Source organism: uncultured Microscilla sp. (genome assembly GCF_947493425.1).
Lineage (GTDB): Bacteria > Bacteroidota > Bacteroidia > Cytophagales > Microscillaceae > Microscilla.
Map to the genome: position 1 here is coordinate 1 of NZ_CANLRP010000439.1, position 692 is coordinate 692.

The window sequence follows — 692 nt, forward strand, 5'->3', positions numbered from 1 at the left end:
CGCGCAAAATGGCTCCCCGCCCCACCGCGGGCTTTCCTCAGGGCTTTTTTTAACTGTTTATTTTTCATAAGAAAAAAAAGCCCTTCGTCAGCTTCCGGCGCTACACTGGTCGTCTGGTGTATTTCCGCCCGTGCGTGCCCCACCTGGCACCCGCAAAATGCCTACCGCTCGCGCAGCCTCGGTGGGTCGGCGGGCATCCTTCAGCCGTTGTCGTTCGCTTGGGCTTACCCGCGAAAAGCCCCCACTCCTTTGGGCTTCGGCTGTAAACACGGGCGGGCCCCAACGCGCGTCTGGTTTGCTGCAAAGTAGTGGTTCTGAAGGTTGGTTGTTTGGGTCATCCCCGCGCCTTCGCTGCGCGCAGTGTTTGCGCTGGTTCACTTAGTCGTGCCTCCTGCGTTCACCCGCGCGCTCACTTTGCCCGGCTCCCCTGGTCTTTGCACTGCTTAAAGTGGTCTTTGTATAGTGTAGGTATCGGTTATTCACTATTTTTCTTTCTTTTGAAAAGAGTGCTTTGTACATTTGGTCTTCGTTACATTGACGGTTTTGGTCTTTGTAATGGGTGCAGCAAAAAGGTTGCGCTAAGACCTTGACGTATAAACTTTTAACCCTCTAGACTACAAAGACCATCTAGGTAATCTAAGGGTCGCTTTCAGGGAAGGAACAAAGAAAATTTACCGGGCTGATTTAGAAGA

1 protein-coding gene is annotated in these 692 nt (G+C 52.3%); it reads right to left on the bottom strand.

The window, feature by feature from the left end; translation table 11 throughout:
• Positions 1-87: 87 nt before the first annotated feature.
• The gene (locus tag Q0954_RS34230; protein WP_299466661.1) at positions 88-270 is read right to left on the bottom strand and encodes a hypothetical protein; all 183 of its coding nucleotides are present in this window, start codon (positions 268-270) and stop codon (positions 88-90) included.
• Positions 271-692 lie beyond the last annotated feature (422 nt).